Raw genomic sequence first — 15,284 nt, 5'->3', positions numbered from 1 at the left:
CGGCGACAATCGCGGGAACATCCCCCGCGCTACCATCACGCTTCTTCTTCTCCCGCTCGCAGCCCGTTTATCTGATCGAAGTTACGGCCGAGACCAGATCGAATGCTCGATCTTGCCCTTCAATTCCGGATAGGCTTCCGGATCGAAGCGCGGCTCGTGCGTCTTCTTCTGGTCGAAGTAGTCCTTTGTCAGCTTGGCGACCGTTCCGGAGAGCAGCACGATGGCGACCAGGTTGACCGACGCCATCAGGCCCATCGCCGCGTCGGCCATGTTGAACACGACCGCCACCGTCGTATAGGCACCCCAGATCACCATGAGCAGGACGGCCACCCGGAGCCCGCTGATCGCCCCCCTGTTGTCGAGATTCAGGAAGACCATCGCGTTCTCGGAATAGGCGTAATTGCCGATGATGGAGGTGAAGGCGAAGAAGAAGATGGCGATGGCGATGAAGTAGCGGCCGGCCTCGCCGATATGGGCGACCATGGCTTCCTGCGTCAGCGGCGTTCCGGTGAGCTCCGAGCCGGGCGTCATGACGCCGGAGAGCAGGATCATGATGCCGGTGGCCGTGCAGATCAGGATCGTGTCGATGAAGACGCCGAGCGCCTGTACGAAGCCCTGGCTGGACGGGTGGTGCGGGGAGGGCGTGGCAACGGCGGCGATGTTCGGCGCGGAACCCATGCCGGCCTCGTTGGAGAACAGGCCGCGCTTGACGCCGTTCAGCATGGCCCCGGCGATGCCGCCCGCCGCCTGCTCGATGCCGAAGGCGCTCTTGACGATCAGTGCGATAACGCCGGGCACTTCGGTGATGTTGGCGACGACCACGTAGAGAGCCATGCCGAGATAGGCGACGGCCATGAACGGGACGACATATTCCGCCACCTGCGCGATCTGCCGGATACCGCCGAAGATCACGATACCGGTCAGTACCGCGAGCGCGACGCCGACCCAGATCTTGTCGACGCCGAACGCGCCCTGCATGGCGTCGGCGATGGAATTCGCCTGCACCGCGTTGAAGACGAGACCGAAGGCGATGATGAGGCAGACCGAGAAGATCATGCCTGCCCAGGGCGCGTTGAGCCCACGGGCAATGTAGAAGGCCGGACCGCCGCGATACTGGCCGTTGTGATCCGTGACCTTGTAGAGCTGTGCGAGCGCGCTTTCGGAATAGGCCGTCGCCATGCCGACCGCTGCGACGACCCACATCCAGAACAGCGCCCCCGGCCCGCCGAGGAAGAGGGCGACAGCTACGCCTGCGAGATTGCCCGTGCCGACGCGTGAGGCGAGGCTGGTGCAGAGCGCCTGGAATGGTGTGATGCCGCTGGCGTCACTCGCTGGCGCCCGCATCACCGACCGGAACAGTTCCGGGAAATGCCGGAACTGGATGAAGCCCAGCCGCAGCGTGAAATAGATGCCGACGGCGATCAGCCCGTAGATGAGGACATAACCCCAGAAGATCGTGTTCAGGAAGTCGATGATGGCGTTCAGAACGGTCACGGCGGCCCTCTCCGAAAGGAATGCTCATTGACACCCATCGCCAACCGGGCGCGCGACGCCCTGGTTGTCTCGGTAACCGGATCGTTGCACGGGAGTTGTGAAACCGCAAGTTTGAACGCGCGCTTCAGCGCTCTTTGGCTACCTCTTCCTTACGCCCGGCAAACCAGTTGGCCAGAAGCGCGCCGGAGATGTTGTGCCAGACGCTGAAGATGGCGCTGGGAACGGCGGCGATCGGCGAGAAATAGGCGGTCGCCAGCGCCGCGCCGAGGCCTGAATTCTGCATGCCGACCTCAATGGCGATCGCCTTGCTCTTGGCGAGCGACAACCCTGCGGCGCGCGCTGCGAAGAAGCCGAGCAGGTAGCCGAGCCCGTTGTGCAGGATGACAATGGCGAAGATCATCAGGCCGGACTGGACGATCGACGTCTTCGACGCGCCGACCACGGCCGAAACGATGAGGACGATACCGATGACGCTCACGAGGGGAAGTGCGGGCACCGCCGCCTTGACGACGCCGGGCAGCAGCTTCTGAAGGAGCGCACCGAGCGCGAGCGGCACGAGGACGACCTTGACGATGCTGAGGAACATCGCCCAGCCGTCGACCGGAAGATACTGGCTGGCGAACAGCCAGACGAGGAAGGGCGTGATGAGCGGCGCGGCCAGCGTGGTGACCGAGGTGCAGGCGACCGACAGCGCGACATCGCCCTTCGACAAATAGGTCATGACGTTCGAAGACGTGCCGCCGGGGCAGCAACCGACGAGGATGACGCCGGCGGCCACCTCGGGCGGCATCGGAATGATCCGCGTCAACAGCACGGCGAGAAGCGGCATGATGAGGAACTGGCCGAGCACACCGATTGCGACATCGAAGGGACGTTTCACCACTTCGCGGAAATCGTCCACCGACAGGGTCAGGCCCATCCCGAACATGATGATCGCCAGAAGCGTGACGATCCACGGGACGAACTGCTTGAAGGTTTCGGGGAAAAAGAAGCCGAGGACCGCGAAGAGGATGACCCAGCCGGCGAAGGTCTTGCCGACGAAGGCCGAAACGGATGCCAATGCTTTCACAATGCTTGCTCCAACCGGAAATATCTGCCGCGGGTCTATACGCACTTGTCCTTCTGTCAAGCCGGCAAACCGTTGCCGATGCCAATGGAAGCGGTTATCTGCCCGCCGGGCAGTCGCTCGGCGAGGTCTCGCCTTCCCCGGCAGATGCCGCATTTCTGGCGGAGGGTGCGAACCGTTTCTCTATGAGACGGCGGGAGGCATGACGCCGAGCGGACGGCTGTGACCATTCCCGGCCTGCTCTAATCCGCCCTGCTTGCGGCTTTTGCTGTGACCCCGCCAAGCCTGCGATATACGCCCCGAACGCAGGTTCCAATTGAATGGATTTTGCTGACCCTTGGTGCCAGGCCGCCGCCAGAGGATTCTGAGGGAGCAGAAAGACGGCGGCCTGGACTTTGCCGGCATGTCATAGCCGCACAAGGTGCCACTAATTGTCAACTGATAAACAGACGTTGTGCAGGTGAGCGTAAGAAAGATTTTCAGGTTGAATATTTGTACCGTGTGGAACTACTATTCTATTATTCTTTGCTAATGTTTCCGTTCAGGCCAGAGGGCGCTTTCCTGCGCGACTTATTTTCTTAAGCTCGCTGAATCTTCGAATTCCTCGCGCGGCGAGGATCGACTTGAGCTTTACGAAAACCTCCGCCGTCGCGGCGGCGTCGCCCATGGCCGTGTGGCGTAGCGCTTCCGGCAGATGCATGGAAAGTCGGCGTGTGATAGCGTCCAGTGTATGGGACTCCTGCGGGCCGAAGATCATGATGGAGAGATGTCCCGTATCCAATACGGGATTGTCGAACTGGATGCCGAGAGCGTTCTCGTGCCGATAGAGAAACGCCATGTCGAAGGGAGCATTGTGGGCAACGAGAACGGCGTTTCCGACAAACCTGTGGAAGCGCTCCACGACGTCGAGTACGCTTGGCGCGCCGGTCACCATCGTGTCCGTCACCCGATGGATGGCCGATGCAGCCGCGGGAATGGGGCGGCCCGGATTGACGAGCGTCTCGAATGTCTCGCCCTGCACGATCCTGCCGTTGACGATTCTCACGGCGGCGATCTGAACCAGTTCGTCTCCTTGCTCCGGTAGCAGGCCTGTTGTTTCCGTATCGAAGACGACATAGGTGAGATCGTCAAGCAATGCGTCGGCGAGCTTGTCGTAGCTGGCGCGGGAGAGCAAGTCGAAGTCATACGTGACCGTGCGGGGCAATTTCGCGGCGGACGGCTCCAACGACTGCAGCGGTGTTTCACTTTCCCTGATGCCGGCAAAGGGGGAAGGCCAACCGGCTGTCTGGCAAGCCTCGAATCGATGTTCCAGCTCCTGCATTGTCCTGTCGAGGCCGGCGAAATCATGATCGAGACGCAGAGCCGCTCCGTCCCTCGATGTCTCGGCGGCTGACTTGAGGGCCGCGACCACTGGTCGGATGACGACGAAGATATCGTTCAAGAGAATGTCACGACGGGCAAAGGCGGTGATCTCTGCGGTCACATCGCGAAGCGTCATCACATAGGCGCCGACGTCGCCGTCATTGTCGCCGGCAAGGCGTATGCGGCCTGCCAGCCGGCGCCCACCGGTTGGAAGTGAACAGACGAACTCGATGATCGCATCCGGCATGGCCGCTTCGAGCAGACGTCGATGCGCATGGCGGATCGCGCCATCGTCGAGATAGTCGAACAGGCTGCGATCCAGGCAAACGGGAATATCCGGGCTGCCCAGCAGGTGCTGGGCGACGCTGTTGTAGAAAACGAGATGGTGGCGGCCGGTGCACAGCAGCACGGCAGGGGGAACATCGGACAGCATCTGCTCCAGTTTGCCCTTGTCCGCCAGCAGCCGAGAGGTTTCCCGTGCAACCGTCTCTGCGAGATTGTTGCGTGCACGGTCCAAAGTAGCAGCAGCAGCGGCGGCGGCGGTGGACAGATCGCCGAGATGGGGAGTCTCTGGAATCTCCATTCTCTCGGTGACGTCGGCATGTGCGCGCACGCGCATTGCCGCCGCGATCTGCTCGACCGGCCTTGCGACATGTTTGTCGAATAGAAGCCACGCTCCGACGAGAAGGCCGATGAGACCGAAGCCGGTGGCGATGCCCGTCCGCAGGAGTGCGCCGAGAACTTGCGGTTCCGTGTTGCGGTGGTAACCGAACCAGAGGCCAACCGCGAGAACCGTGAGGCTGCCTGCTGTAATCGCGGCGAAGAAAGCCAGAATTCGCTTGCGTGGTCCCGATCTCAACGGTCTGCCTCCTGAATAGTCGCGGGTTCCCGTACCTAGCCGCAGGCGATGTTCAGGACCGTGTCGTCAGGCGCGAGCTCTCTCCAGCTTACTCCCGTCAACTCGCCGCTTTCCGCTATCGAGACGCTTTCACCCACGAGATCGGCCCGCCTGTGTGTCGAGCAGTCGAATGCGACCTTGACCAGGGTGCCCGGTTGCCAGCGGGCTGCGAAGAGGAGGTCGACGATGACCTGGGCAGGGAAATCCGGGTGGCGCTGGATGGTGCGGGTATCGAGCGCGGTATAGCGCGTGACGACAGGCGCGATATAGGACCAAGGCCGCCACGGGGCGCTCTCCTCATTGTGCCAGGCGGCGACCACGCCATCAGGCTGAGCAGCGAGGGAGCGTGAGAACCAGCTATATTCGCTCCAGACGGAAAAGCCCAGGATGCCGATGCCGGCGGCGGCCGGTACGAGCCATTTCGGGAGGAACCCCCGGCTCAGATGGCGCAGGGCCATGGCGACGCCGGCCAGCGCGATGCCGGCGACGATGGCCGCGATCAATTCATAGAGCATGACGGTCCTCCTATACCGGCGCGCTTCCCCGGTGGGCGAGGGCGGATTGCATCGTTCTGACCACGACGAAGGCGTCGCGCAGATGGGAACGCTCGAAGTCGCCGAACTCATAAGGTCCCAGATAGTTGTCGGGCTTGCGTCCGGCCTTGATCTGGGCTGCCTGGTTGCGTAGCCGGAATTCGGCGATAAGGTCGTACGCCGCGACGAGATCGCGCGCCCCGGCTCCGGAAATCACCCCGGTTTCCTCGGCTGCCAGAAGGCGCGCGCGCGTATTGGCGGGTGTGAGGCGTCCGATCAGGGCATAGACACGGCCGAGATCGACGACGGGGATCACACCGCTGTGCTTCATGTCGATCTGGTTGCGGTGCTCGCCGCTGCGCAGCGTCGCGAAACCGCGCAGAAGGCCGAGCGGCGGAGTGTGCTTCAGCGAGTTGCTCGTCATGTGGGCGACGAAGATCGAGTTGCGGCTTGCCTGCTCCAGCGTCTCCGCTTGAAGGCTGCTGTAGAGTGCAGCGTCGCCCGCGATCGGGCGCAGATCGAACATGACGCTGGCCAGCATCTGCGCCATCGGATCGGGCGTGGTGATCCAGCTCTGGAAGTAGGTGCGCCAGACGCGCACCGGCTGGCACCAGCGGGGATTGGTCGCCATCATGTCGCCGGGGCAATAGACATATCCGCATGCATTGAGGCCGTCGCTGACGAAGCGCGCGAGGGTATCGAACCACGGCCGCTGTTCTTCGACGAAGCTGTCATCGATGAAGAGGCAATTGTCCTGGTCGCTGACGCCGGTCTGCTCCTGCCGTCCCTGGCTGCCGCAGGCAAGCCAGACATAGGGAACCGGCGCCGGCCCCAAGTTCTCTTCGGCGAGCTGTATGAGCCTGCGTGTGACCGCGTCGGCGATATTCGTGATCAGCCGCGTCACGATCTCATGGGCATTGTTGCCGCCGACGAGTTGGACGAGGAGGGCCGGGATACGCGCAGTCGCGGCGCGCAATGTCGGGATGCCGTCCGCCTCCGCGATCTCGCGGATGATATGGGCTGAGGAGAGCGCCTGGAACCGGGTGAGGTCGGTTTGTGTGATCATGCCGACGAGCATGCCGCCGTCGACGACGGGAAGGTGGCCGATGCGATGCTCGAGCATGAGGTTGAGCACGTCCGAGCCGAGCGCGTCGATCGGCAGGCCGATCGGGTCGCGTGTCATGACGGCGGAGACGGGCGTGGTGGTGGGGTCTCGTTCCTCCGCCAAGACCCGCATCGCAAGATCGCGTATGGTGAGCAACCCGACCAGACGTCGATCCTCGATCACGCCGAGAGAGGATACCTTGTGCTCGCGCATGAGCCGTGCGGCGTCGCGCACGTTGTCGGCGGGCCCGCAGGAATGGGCAGGACTGGACATCAGTTCACCGACCTTGCGGATCGCCATGTCGCTGCGACGCGGCTCGGCGTGGCGGCCACGGGCGAAAAAGCGCCGGAAGACGGGCTGTTCCACCATCAGCCGGCTGAAATCGCCTGCTGGCAAGATCAGGATCAGGGTTTCGGTGAGTGCGACGGCGGTGGTTGCCGCTTGCCCTTCCGCCATCAGGCCGCGCTCGCCGAAGGAATTGCGCGCGGACAGACGGGAGATCACGCCGCCTGTCGGGTCGATGATCTCGACGTTGCCGTCCATGATCAGGCAAAGGCCGGGGAGCGGTTCCCCGTGCCGATAAATGGTGTCGCCTGCGGTAAAGGACTGACAGGAGAAGCTTGCTGCGATCCGGTCGAATTCCGGCCGTGGCAAGCTGTCATAGGGATGGACGGATTCAAGGAATTTCGCGACGTTCGCCGGCATTGAGGCCATGACAGTCCTGACAGGTCCGCGGTTGCGATCGGCGTTACGGATGGTTTGAAGGCGGGCGGCGCAAGCCGCCCACCTTCAGGCTCGTGCATTATCAGTGGCCGGTCGCTGCTCCCGCGCCGCGTGGAACACGAATGGATTCGACGAGATCCTGAACGTGCTTCGGCGGAGCGGCTGTTGCGGCCGAGATGACATATGCCACCGCGAAGTTGATCAGGGCGCCGATGGGGCCGAAGGCCGTCGGCGGAATGCCGAACAGGTAGTTCGACGGCACGTTCTCCAGCATGTTCGTCCCGGCGACGAAGAACCAGCCGAGATAGGTGAACAGGTAGAGGCAGGTGACGACGAGGCCGACGACCATGCCGACGGTCGCTCCGGTCGAGTTGATGCGCTTGGAGAAGATGCCCATCATCAGCGCCGGGAAGATCGTGGCGGCGGCAAGGCCGAAGGCCAGAGCAACCGTCTGGGCGGCGAAGCCCGGAGGATGGAGGCCAAGCAGCGTTGCGATCAGGATGGCGCCGGCCATGGCAATGCGGGCGGCCATCAGCTCGTTCTTCTCCGAGATGTCCGGCTTGAGCCAGTCCTTGATCAGGTCGTGACTGATCGCCGAGGAGATGGCGAGCAGGAGACCGGCGGCCGTCGAAAGTGCCGCGGCGAGACCACCGGCGGCGATAAGGCCGATGACCCAGCCCGGCAGTTGCGCGATTTCCGGGTTCGCCAGAACGAGGATGTCGTTGTTGATCGTCAGCTCGTTGCCGGACCAGCCACGCTCGGCAGCCTTGGCCGCGAAGCCCTCGGACGCATCGTTGTAGTACTGGATGCGGCCATCGCCGTTCTTGTCCTCGAATTTCAGAAGGCCGGTGACTTCCCAGTTCTTCATCCAGTCAGGACGCTCGTCATAGAGTACGGCTTCCTGTTCGGTGCCGCCAGGGAAGATCGTGCTGATGATGTTGAGGCGGGCCATCGCGCCGACGGCCGGTGCGGTGAGATAGAGGAGGGCGATGAAGACCAGCGCCCAACCGGCGGACCAGCGCGCATCGGCCACCTTCGGAACGGTGAAGAAGCGAATGATGACGTGGGGCAGGCCTGCGGTGCCGATCATCAGCGAGAGCGTGAACAGGGTCATGTTCAGCATGGAACCCTGGCCCGTATAGGCATTGAAGCCGAGGTCGGTGACGACTTGATCGAGCTTCTGCAGCAGCGGCAGGCCCGATTCGGTATGGGTACCGAACAGGCCGAACCACGGGATCGGATTGCCGGTGAGCTGCAGCGAGATGAATACCGCCGGGATGGTGTAGGCGATGATCAGGACGACATACTGGGCGACCTGCGTGTAAGTGATGCCTTTCATGCCGCCGAGAACGGCGTAGACGAAGACCACCGCCGCCGCGATCCATAGGCCGGTCGAGGATTCCACTTCGAGGAAGCGCGAGAAAGCGACGCCGGCACCCGTCATCTGGCCGATGACGTAGGTCACGGAGATGATGATGAGGCAGACGACGGCCACGAGGCGGGCCGACTGACTGTAGAAGCGGTCGCCGATGAATTGCGGCACGGTGAACTTGCCGAATTTGCGCAGGTAAGGCGCAAGCAGCAGCGCGAGCAGTACATAGCCGCCGGTCCAGCCCATCAGATAGGTCGAGTTGATGTATCCGCCGCCGGCGATGATGCCGGCCATGGAGATGAAGGAAGCGGCCGACATCCAGTCGGCGGCCGTGGCCATGCCGTTCATGACCGGGTTGACGCCCCGATTGGCGGTGTAGAATTCGGCTGTGGAACCCGCTCGGCTCCAAATGGCGATGCCGATGTAGAGTACGAAGGACGCACCCACGATCAACAGGTTAAGCGTATATTGATCCATGTGCCTGTCTCACTCTTCATCAACGCCGTGTGCACGGTCGATCTTGTTCATGTATGTGGCGTAGTAGAAGATCAGCGCGATGAAGATCACGATCGATCCCTGTTGCGCGAACCAGAAGCCAAGATCGGTGCCGCCTACGGGAATAGCGGATAGAGCGGGCCGCAGCAGGATGCCGAACCCGTAAGAGACGATTGCCCATATCGCGAGGCAGATATAGATGATGCGAATATTCGCTGACCAATAGGCGTTGGACGAAGAGTTTTCCGTCACGACTGTTCCTCCCTTTTATTGATAAGGCGCGCGTTGGGCGCGCCTTCCCCAGTTCCCCCCGGTACTCCCATAGCAGGAGGATCAACCGTTAACGCATACCCTTTCCGAAACGGTCAGTATATTCGCCGTTAGTAGGGGTAATCTTGTTCCCTATATTCAACGTTTTGCTTATGTTGGAGCTTTTCAAGCGAGAACGTGGAATTTGTTCCAGGCTGGCTGCGGAACGCTCCTGGACTATGGTTTTCTCATACGTGCGACGATCATCTCGGCAATGGGAATGGCCGAGGTGGCAGCGGGTGAGGGGGCGTTGCAGACATGCAGCATGCGATCCGTCCCGGCGAAGAGGAAATCGTGGATGAGCGCGCCGTCGCTCCGCACGGCCTGGGCGCGGATGCCGGCCTCGCAGGGCAGGAGGTCCGAGAGGGTGAGGCTTGGACAGTATTTGCGGCACTCCTCGAGATACCCCCGCTTCCACAGCGAGTTGCGCAGTTCCACCATGGCGGATTTGCGATTGGCGAACACGGTTTTCCAGAAGCCGGGAAAGAGGGCGTAGTCGACTATGTCGGCAAGGTTGAAGGAGAGATGCGGATAGCCTTCGCGGGCGAAGCCGATCACCGCATTGGGACCGACCGTCACGCCGCCGTCGATCATGCGCGTCAGGTGGACGCCGAGGAAGGGAAGGGCCGGATCCGGGATCGGATAGACGAGATGGCGCACGATATCGTTGCGGGTCGCGGGCAGGCGGAAATACTCGCCGCGGAAGGGCACGATGCGATGCTCGATGGAGAGGCCGGCGAGGATCGCCAGCCGGTCCGATTGCAGGCCTGCGCAGGCGACCAGCTTTCGCGCCCGCCAGCTTTCGTTCTTAGCGGCGATGTCGACGGCGTCGACGCTCTCGCGGATGCCGGTGACGCGGGTGGACAGGCGGATATCGCCGTCGAGCGCCCCGATGCGCCGTCCCATGGCTTGGCAGATTTCGGCATAGCTGACGATGCCTGTCGAGGGGACGAAGAGCGCGCCCCGGCCGCTGATGTTCGGCTCGCGCTCCCTCAACTCGTCTTCGCCGATGCGATGGACCTCGATGGTATTCTGCCTGGATCGCTCATACAGCATGTCCATGCGCTGCATTTCGACGTCGGACGTGGCGACCAGCAGCTTTCCGCAGGTCTCGAAACGAATACCGTTTTCGACGCAGAAGGTCTTGGTGGCCTCGGCGCCCCTGCGGCACAGCTCGCCTTTCAGGCTGCCGGGCGGATAGTAGATGCCGGCATGGATAACGCCGCTGTTGTGGGCGGTCTGGTGCCTGCCGAGCGCGTCTTCCTTCTCGATGAGGATCAGGCTGCTGCCGGGCCTGTCCTCAAGAAGGCGCATGGCGGTCGCGAGCCCGACGATGCCGCCGCCGATGATGCAATAGTCGAAAATCATCAGACTGTCCTATGCGTTCCCGTGCTTCTTTCGAAAACCTGTAAGGCCGCGCCGAGACATCTTTTCGTTGAGCGTGCGCAGGGGAATGCCGAGGCTTGCCGCTGCCCGCGCGGTGTTGCCGCCGTTCCTGTCCAGCGCCTCGGCGATGGCATGGGCCTCGTAGGCCGCGAGGCGATCCGGTAGGGCAAGCGTATCGGAGGAAAGCGGTGCGTCCGCTGCGGCCGGGGTTGGCTCGTCCAGGCCGAGGGCAAAGCGCTCGGCCTGTGCCTTGAGCTCGCGTACATTGCCGCGCCATTCCTGCTGCTCGAGCACGGCGATCCGGCTGGCGGGAACCGTGCGGACGGGGCGGCCGTAGCGCTGCGCCGCGAGAGCGGCGAAATGCCCGAACAGGAGGCCGATGTCGTCGCGCCGCTGGCGCAGCGGCGGAATGCGGATGTCCACGGTCGCCAGACGGTAGAAGAGGTCCTCGCGAAAGCGCCCCGCGGCAATGTCTGCCGCAAGGTCGCTCTTGGCGGCCGCGACGATCCTCACGTCGACGGGGCGCAGGCGGTTCTCGCCGAGCCGCTCGATGGTGCGCTCCTGCAGCACGCGCAGGATCTTGGCCTGCAGGCCGAGCGGCATGGACTCGATCTCGTCGAGGAAGACGGTGCCACCGGCGGCATGCTCGAACTTGCCCTCGCGGTCGGCGAGCGCGCCAGTGAAGGCCCCTTTCACATGGCCGAAGATCTCGCTCTCGAAGATGCTTTCCGGCAGCGCGCCGCAATTGATCGCCACGAAGGGCGCCCCGGTGCGGCGACTGAGCCGGTGAAGGGCCTGGGCGACGAGCTCCTTGCCCGTGCCCGTTTCGCCGATGACGAGGACGTCGATGTCCACGTCGGCGAGCGTCTCGACGCGGCTGCGAAGGTCGCGGATTGCCGGACTGTCGCCGATGATGGCGTTCGCCTCGCCTTCGCCGCCGACGAGGCTCCGCAGGCGCGATATCTCCTGCTTCATGCGCCGCTTCTCCACCGCCTTGTCGAGCACGGAAAGAAGGCGGTCGGCATCGTAGGGCTTTTCCAGGAAATCCTCGGCGCCCTGCTTCATCGCCTGGACGGCAAGGCTGACATCGCCATGGGCGGTGATCAGCACGACGGGGATGTCGCCCTTCTGGCGGACGACCGAGTTGAGGAGGGTCATGCCGTCTATGCAGGGCATGCGCACATCCGTCACCACGACATCCGGCGCCTGGCGCGACAGGGTCGTGAAGGCCTCTTCCGGACTGTGGAACGCATCGACGGAGAAGCCGCTGACGGTGAGCCAGTCCGTGGCCGCCTTCAGCAGGTCGCGGTCGTCATCGATGAGAAGAATGCGGCCACGGCTCACTGCGCTGCCTCCAGCCGGCCGGCGCCGCGCCTGCCGAGCGGCACGGAGATCGTGGCGCGGGTGCCTCCGCCCGCCACCTCGGCGAAGCGGATCTCGCCGCCGCATTCCCGAACGATGGTTGTGGCGATCGAAAGCCCAAGGCCGAGGCCTTCGCCGGTTAGCTTGGTGGTGAAGAAGGGCTCGACGATGCGGTCGCGATGCTCGGGCGCGATGCCCGATCCATTGTCGGTGATCGTTACTTCCACGCGCCCGTGATCCTGCGAGCGGCGGATGACGATGGACGGATCGGGACGGCCCTCGACCGCATCCAGCGCGTTCAGGAGCAGGTTGAGCATCGCCTGCTCGAGCTTCAGCGCGACGGCGATCACCACGGGCGAGGGGGTCTCCGCCTCGATGACCGGGGTGACGCCGAGTGTCTTCGCACGCGGTGCCGCAAGGTCCGCTACGTTGCGGATGACCGTGTCGATGGAGACATCCTCCAGCTCCGAGGCATCCTTGCGGGCGAAGGTCTTCAGGTGCTTGACGGTGCGCTGCATGCGCCGAACGAGGGAGCGCGCGTCGATGATGCGTTCGCCGGCGGCCCCGGCCTCCTGCTTGCCGGCCAGCACGCCGGCTGTCGCGAGCGTGGCGTCGAGTGCCGCGAGCGGCTGGCTCACCTCATGCACGATCGCCGCCGACATGCGGCCGAGCGCCGCCATCTTCTCGGAATGGATGAGGCCTTCCTGCGCGTGGCGTAGCTCCTCCTCGGTCTTCCGGCGCATATCGATCTCGCAGGCGAGGTCCCGCGTGCGCTCGGTTACCATACGCTCCAGCATCTCGCCCTGCCGCAGCCGTATGCGGATGAGTTGGGCGCGCTGGTGGAGGAAGTAGAGCGCTCCGGTTGCCAGTAGGCCGGCGATCAGCGTCGCGAGCGCCCAGAAGCCGGCGAGCTTCGCCGTGTCGGCGGTGCCGGTTGCCGCCAGCACGCGCCAGCCATCCGACTCGATGGTTGAGAAGCGGGCGAGCAAGCGGCTATTGCCTTCATGAAGGCTGAGCGCCGGGTCTTCCGCCGTTCCGGCGGGCAGCACCACGCCATCCGGCAGAATCGGCCTGCGCGCCGAGAAGTCGGCGCCCACATAGGTGCGTTCCTCGGAAAGCCGTGCCGAGGCCTCCGCCCCTAGAGGGGCCAGCGGCCGGTACTTCCAGTCCGGGTTGCCCGAGAGGAAGACGATCCCCCATCGGTCGGCGATGGCGGTCTGCACGCCTGCCGCTTCCCAAGCCGATTCCATGAGCGAAAGGTCCGCCTTGGCCACGACCACGATGGGCGGTTCGCCCGCGATGTCGATGCGCGTGGCGAGGAAGTAGCCGGGTTTCCCGGTCGTCACGCCGATCGCATAGTAGCGCCCGTCACCTTCGCGCATCGCGTTGCGGAAATAGGGGCGGAAGCTGTAGTCCTGCCCGACGAAACTCTCTGATGTCGCATGGTTGCTGGCCGCGAGCGTGATGCCGCGTTCATCGAGAACGTAGAGTTCCGCCGGGCCTGCCTGCTTGACGATGGTCTCTAGGTAGCGATTGGCGGCGGCAAGCGAGGCTTCGCTGTGCTCTCGGTCGGCCAAGGCGCGGATGCGCGCATCCTCGCCGACCACCGCCGGCAGGTAGCGGAAACGCCCGATCTCCGTCTCGATGGCGCGATTGGTCAGAACGAGGCTGCGCTGGAGCTGGACTTCCAGCGTGGCGAGCGCCACGCCGTTGGCGAGATGATAGGCGACAAAGGGCACGATGCATGTCGCAATGAGCATTGCTATCGTCATGCGGCCGATGGTGCGCGTCATTCTCGGGCCGATCCGTGCCTTGGTCCTCGTATCCATGACCTTAACGCCATATGTGGAACGGCCCGATTAGCAAGATGGTTTCTGCGTAAATCCCCGTCGGACGGTGCAGTCATATGTCCGGCCTGTCAGCGCGGTCATAGCCGCTGGCCACGATGATATCCGCGATGCCGATCGCCTAATCACTTTCACGCGCTCGAAGCGCATTGCGTCAGACGGTCTGATCGGTATCGAGGTGTCGCCCCTCGGGTTCATCACTCATTTGGCACCTTGCTTGATCCGACGGCGAACCGCCGGAGCCTCTCCTGTCCTATACTCTGGTCATGCTTCCCGGCGCTTGGTAGGTGCCGCCCTTGACGAGAAGCGCCCATATCGTGCGCGCGATCTTATTCGCCAAAGCGACAGCAGCAACTTTGTACGCTTTGCGCGCCAGTAACGAAACGACCCAGGCTGGCAGCTTGACCCCACGGCGAGCCTGCTTCAGGACCGAGGTTGCCCCCACGATGAGTAAGGTGCGCAACTGCTTATTACCTTGCTTTGAGATCTTACCCAGCCGCTCCTTTCCTCCGCTGGAATTCGCCCTTGGTGTAATGCCGATCCAGGCCGCCAAATCTCGCCCTGTGCGGAAGGCTTCGGGATCATGGACAGCGGCGCGAACGCTTGCCGCGATGATTGGCCCTACGCCGGGGATGGTAGTCAGCCGACGAGCCGCTTCATCGGTTTTCACGGCCGCGATAATCTTGGCGTCGAGCGCCTCGATCCTGGCCGTCAGCTTTTCTATTTGCTCGGCCATTTCAAGGAGCGCTACCCTGGCCGAGTTTGGCAGACGGCCGTCACGATCGTCGCGCAAAATGGCAATGAGTTTGGCAATGCTTGTCATTCCGGTGGCAGCGACAACCCCAAGCTCAGCCATATGGGCACGCATGGCGTTTGCAGTCTGGCTTCGCTGACGCACGAATAGCTCTCGCGTTTTCAAGACCATGCTTGCAGCCTGCTCCTCAGGTGATTTGACGGGCACAAAGCGCATTGTTGGCCGCGTGACCGCCTCGCAGATTGCCTCAGCATCAGCCGCGTCGGTCTTGTTGCGTTTGACGTAGGGCTTCACATAGGCGGGCGGCATCAACCGCACAGTATGACCCAATTCACCAATCGCGTTGGCCCAGTAGTGGGCGCTCCCGCATGCTTCCATTCCGACAAGGCATGGTGAGATTTGGCGAAAGAACTCCAAGACCTGTGATCGCCGCAAAGCACGTCGGACAGCGACATGTCCATCTTCCGTAATGGCATGAACCTGAAAGATGGACTTGGCCAAATCCAGTCCGACTATGGTAATCTTTTCCATGGAACGGTCCCTTCTATCTTGTGGCGATTGGCGTCACCACATTAGGC

At 63.1% G+C, this 15,284-nt stretch carries 11 protein-coding genes; all 11 read right to left on the bottom strand.

What is annotated here, in order from left to right:
* Window positions 1-81: 81 nt before the first annotated feature.
* Window positions 82-1,485: an alanine/glycine:cation symporter family protein gene (locus tag AB3G45_RS20715; protein WP_367833635.1), complete on the bottom strand. Its 1,404-nt coding sequence runs from the start codon at window positions 1,483-1,485 to the stop codon at window positions 82-84.
* Between the two features lie 133 nt (window positions 1,486-1,618).
* The gene (locus tag AB3G45_RS20710; protein ID WP_367832336.1) at window positions 1,619-2,563 is read right to left on the bottom strand and encodes a bile acid:sodium symporter family protein; all 945 of its coding nucleotides are present in this window, start codon (window positions 2,561-2,563) and stop codon (window positions 1,619-1,621) included.
* A gap of 538 nt (window positions 2,564-3,101) precedes the next feature.
* Entirely contained in the window at window positions 3,102-4,781 is a 1,680-nt protein-coding gene (locus AB3G45_RS20705) for an exonuclease domain-containing protein (RefSeq protein WP_367832335.1), read from the bottom strand.
* A 35-nt stretch (window positions 4,782-4,816) separates the two neighbouring features.
* Window positions 4,817-5,335: a hypothetical protein gene (locus tag AB3G45_RS20700; protein ID WP_367832334.1), complete on the bottom strand. Its 519-nt coding sequence runs from the start codon at window positions 5,333-5,335 to the stop codon at window positions 4,817-4,819.
* Window positions 5,336-5,345: 10 nt separating this feature from the next.
* Complete coding sequence (locus AB3G45_RS20695) at window positions 5,346-7,163, bottom strand: DUF294 nucleotidyltransferase-like domain-containing protein (RefSeq protein ID WP_367832333.1); 1,818 nt, start codon at window positions 7,161-7,163, stop codon at window positions 5,346-5,348.
* A 100-nt stretch (window positions 7,164-7,263) separates the two neighbouring features.
* Window positions 7,264-9,030: a sodium:solute symporter family protein gene (locus tag AB3G45_RS20690; protein ID WP_367832332.1), complete on the bottom strand. Its 1,767-nt coding sequence runs from the start codon at window positions 9,028-9,030 to the stop codon at window positions 7,264-7,266.
* Between the two features lie 9 nt (window positions 9,031-9,039).
* Window positions 9,040-9,300, bottom strand: coding sequence for a DUF4212 domain-containing protein (locus tag AB3G45_RS20685; protein ID WP_367832331.1), 261 nt, complete (start codon window positions 9,298-9,300; stop codon window positions 9,040-9,042).
* Window positions 9,301-9,534: 234 nt separating this feature from the next.
* A complete protein-coding gene (lhgO, locus tag AB3G45_RS20680) occupies window positions 9,535-10,722 on the bottom strand; it encodes an L-2-hydroxyglutarate oxidase (RefSeq protein WP_367833634.1) in 1,188 nt (395 codons plus the stop codon).
* A 12-nt stretch (window positions 10,723-10,734) separates the two neighbouring features.
* Window positions 10,735-12,087 carry a sigma-54-dependent transcriptional regulator gene (locus tag AB3G45_RS20675; RefSeq protein ID WP_367832330.1) on the bottom strand — a complete coding sequence of 451 codons (1,353 nt, stop codon included), beginning with the start codon at window positions 12,085-12,087 and terminating at the stop codon, window positions 10,735-10,737.
* On the bottom strand, window positions 12,084-13,898 hold the full coding sequence (locus AB3G45_RS20670; RefSeq protein ID WP_367832329.1) for an ATP-binding protein: 1,815 nt from the start codon (window positions 13,896-13,898) through the stop codon (window positions 12,084-12,086). Before AB3G45_RS20670 ends, AB3G45_RS20675 begins: the two co-directional genes overlap by 4 nt.
* Window positions 13,899-14,205: 307 nt before the next feature.
* Window positions 14,206-15,237, bottom strand: coding sequence for an IS110 family transposase (locus AB3G45_RS20665; RefSeq protein ID WP_367832328.1), 1,032 nt, complete (start codon window positions 15,235-15,237; stop codon window positions 14,206-14,208).
* Window positions 15,238-15,284: the final 47 nt, after the last annotated feature.

The sequence above is a fragment of the Shinella sp. S4-D37 genome (assembly GCF_040812195.1).
GTDB lineage: Bacteria > Pseudomonadota > Alphaproteobacteria > Rhizobiales > Rhizobiaceae > Shinella.
Note: the sequence above shows the minus strand (reverse complement) of the source record. Positions and strands in the feature narration are given on the sequence as shown.

Coding starts and splice junctions, on each gene's coding strand:
- AB3G45_RS20700 (WP_367832334.1), bottom strand. CDS start 5,335: ATGCTCTATGAATTGATCGCGGCCATCGTCGCCGGCATCGCGCTGGCC.
- AB3G45_RS20695 (WP_367832333.1), bottom strand. CDS start 7,163: ATGCCGGCGAACGTCGCGAAATTCCTTGAATCCGTCCATCCCTATGAC.
- AB3G45_RS20690 (WP_367832332.1), bottom strand. CDS start 9,030: ATGGATCAATATACGCTTAACCTGTTGATCGTGGGTGCGTCCTTCGTA.
- AB3G45_RS20670 (WP_367832329.1), bottom strand. CDS start 13,898: ATGACGCGCACCATCGGCCGCATGACGATAGCAATGCTCATTGCGACA.
- AB3G45_RS20665 (WP_367832328.1), bottom strand. CDS start 15,237: ATGGAAAAGATTACCATAGTCGGACTGGATTTGGCCAAGTCCATCTTT.